This window comes from Sandarakinorhabdus sp., assembly GCF_032115815.1.
Classification (GTDB): Bacteria; Pseudomonadota; Alphaproteobacteria; order Sphingomonadales; family Sphingomonadaceae; genus Sandarakinorhabdus.
Genome location: NZ_JAUMBI010000134.1, coordinates 1 through 2,525 on the forward strand (window position 1 = coordinate 1; position 2,525 = coordinate 2,525).

3 protein-coding genes are annotated in these 2,525 nt (G+C 65.9%); all 3 read left to right on the forward strand.

Features of this window, described 5'->3' with window-relative positions:
- Positions 1 to 547 (forward strand): isocitrate/isopropylmalate family dehydrogenase (locus RT662_RS07915; RefSeq protein WP_313670166.1); only part of this gene is annotated, 547 nt, incomplete at its 5' end.
- A complete protein-coding gene (locus RT662_RS07920) occupies positions 544 to 1,173 on the forward strand; it encodes a DUF502 domain-containing protein (protein ID WP_313670167.1) in 630 nt (209 codons plus the stop codon). The genes RT662_RS07915 and RT662_RS07920, both read left to right, overlap by 4 nt.
- Positions 1,170 to 2,387 carry a cation:dicarboxylate symporter family transporter gene (locus RT662_RS07925; RefSeq protein WP_313670168.1) on the forward strand — a complete coding sequence of 406 codons (1,218 nt, stop codon included), beginning with the start codon at positions 1,170 to 1,172 and terminating at the stop codon, positions 2,385 to 2,387. Before RT662_RS07920 ends, RT662_RS07925 begins: the two co-directional genes overlap by 4 nt.
- Positions 2,388 to 2,525: the final 138 nt, after the last annotated feature.

A 2,525-nucleotide genomic window follows, 5' to 3' on the forward strand; every position in this document is an offset into this window, starting at 1 on the left:
GATCGCCTTTGAACTGGCCCGCGCCCGCAAGGGCGAGGTCTGCTCGGCGGAAAAGGGCAATGTGATGGAAGCCGGGCTGATGTGGCGCGAGGATGTGCAGGCGCTGCGCGATGCCGAATATCCCGACATCAAGCTGTCTCACATGCTGGCCGACAATATGGCGATGCAGCTGGTGAAAAATCCGCGGCAGTTCGACGTGATCCTCACTGACAATCTGTTCGGCGATATCCTGTCCGATGAAGCAGCGATGCTCACCGGCTCGCTCGGCATGCTGCCCTCGGCCGCGATTGGTGATGCCGGCATGCCGGGCCTGTATGAACCCATTCATGGCTCTGCCCCCGATATCGCGGGGCGCGGTGTGGCCAACCCGTGCGCCGCCGTGCTCAGCCTCGCGATGGCGTTGCGCTACAGCCTGGGGGTACCGGAACTGGCAGACAAGGTAGAGGCCGCCGTGGAAGCAGCGCTCGACAAGGGCGCCCGTACGCCCGATCTGGGCGGCACCATGACCACAACGGCCATGGGCGACGCGATCCTGGCGGGCCTTTGATCCGCAAATTTCTCAGCCCTTTCGCCACCGGGCTGCTGTTCCTGGCCCCGGTGCTGTTGACGCTGATTCTGCTCAACTGGCTGGCAGGCTATCTGATCGCCGCCTTGGGCCCCAACACGCCGCTGGGTCAAGCGCTGGGCCAGGCCGGCATGTTCTTCACGCCGTCGCCTCTGGCGGCCTTCTGGGCTGGGCTGGGCATGGCAGCGGTCCTGGTCTGGCTGATCGGCATTGCCGTACAGACCCGCTTTCGCCAGCGGCTGGAGGGCGGGCTGGATGGCCTGATCGCCCGCATCCCGGTGCTTGGCCCGCTGTATCGCCCGCTGGCGCAGTTCGTGCGGATGATGGGTTCATCGCCGGGCGGCGAAATGAGCGGCATGTCGGTCGTCTCGGTCAGCTTTGGCGAGTCCGTCGAGGCATTGGCGCTGCTCACCAGCCCTCACGTCCATGATTTCGGCCAGGGACCGCGCCAGCTCATCCTGATCCCCACGGCACCGGTGCCGGTGGGTGGTGGCCTGTTATTTGTCGAACCGAGCCGGGTGAAACCGGTGCCCTCCATGGGCGTCGATGATCTGGCCAAGCTCTATGTCACCATGGGCACGTTGACCGGTGCGGAGGCCGCGAAATGAACCTGACGCTGCGCATCTTCCTCGCGCTGCTGGCCGGCCTGGCGGTGGGCGCCCTGCTGCCGGCTGACATCGGCAAACCGCTGCTGCCGGTGACGGACGCCATCGGCAATCTTTGGCTGCAGGCGCTGCAGATGACGATCATCCCGCTGATTGCTGGGTTGCTGTTCACCGGCATTGCCCAATCGGTGGGTCAGGCCGGCGGCGGCCGAACCGCCGGACGGGCGCTGATGGCATTCCTGGTGCTGCTGATCTTTTCCGCCCTGTGGTCGATGATCTTCGTGCCCCTGCTGCTCGATTGGTGGCCGGCACCTCCGGCCGCCGCGGCCGCCATCGTGGCCAACAGCGCCGGAGCCGCGCCGGTGGGCGACATCAAGATCGATCTCGGCAAATGGCTCCTGTCCCTGGTGCCGGCCAACATCTTCGATTCGCTGGCCAAGGGTGACATGCTGCCGGTCGTCACCTTCATTGCCGTGTTCGCGCTGGCGGCGACCCGGCTTGACGATGATCGCCGGCGCAATCTCGTTGGCCTGTTCGATGCGGTGAAGGATGCCATGCTGGTGCTGGTTGGCTGGATCTTCGTGATCGCGCCGCTGGGCGTGTTTGCGCTGGCGGTGAGTGTCGGCATCAAGGCCGGGCTGGGTGCCTTCGGCCTGCTGGGCCATTATATCGCCGTGCTGGTGCTGGTGCAGGTGGGCCTGATCATCCTTGTCTATCCCCTCGCCATAATCTTCGGCAGGGTCGGCCCGCTGGCCTTTGCCCGTGCCGTGCTGCCGGCGCAGGCCGTCGCGGTCTCCACCCAGTCCAGCATTGCCAGCCTGCCTGCCATCTTCGATGGCGCCGAACGGCTGGGCCTGCCGGAAGCCACCAGTCGCATTGTGCTGCCCTTGGCGGTGAGCATCTTCCGCATCACCTCACCGTGCGCCAACGTCGCCGTCGTCCTCTATTGCGGCCATCTTTACGGCATGGACCATACTGCGCTGGCCTATCTGGGCGCGCTGCTGGCCGCGCTGGTGGCGGCGGTTTCCACCGGCGGGCTTCCGGGGTCCATCACCTTCCTCGCCGCCTGCGTGCCAATCGCCAATGCCATGGGCGTGCCCATCGCCGTGCTGCCGGTGCTGCTGGCGGTGGAACTGGTGCCCGACGTGTTTCGCACGCTGGGCAATGTGACGGCTGATCTGGCGGTGACCGCCATCCTTGGCCGCAGGAAGGCATAGTGGAACTGCCGCCATTCGCGCTGGATGAATGGCTGGCGACCTATAACTTCGCCACGCCGCCGATTGCATTTGATCTGGCCTCCAGCACCGGCCCCAGTTTCACGGTGACGGCACTGACGCAGTTGGGGGGCGCCGGCC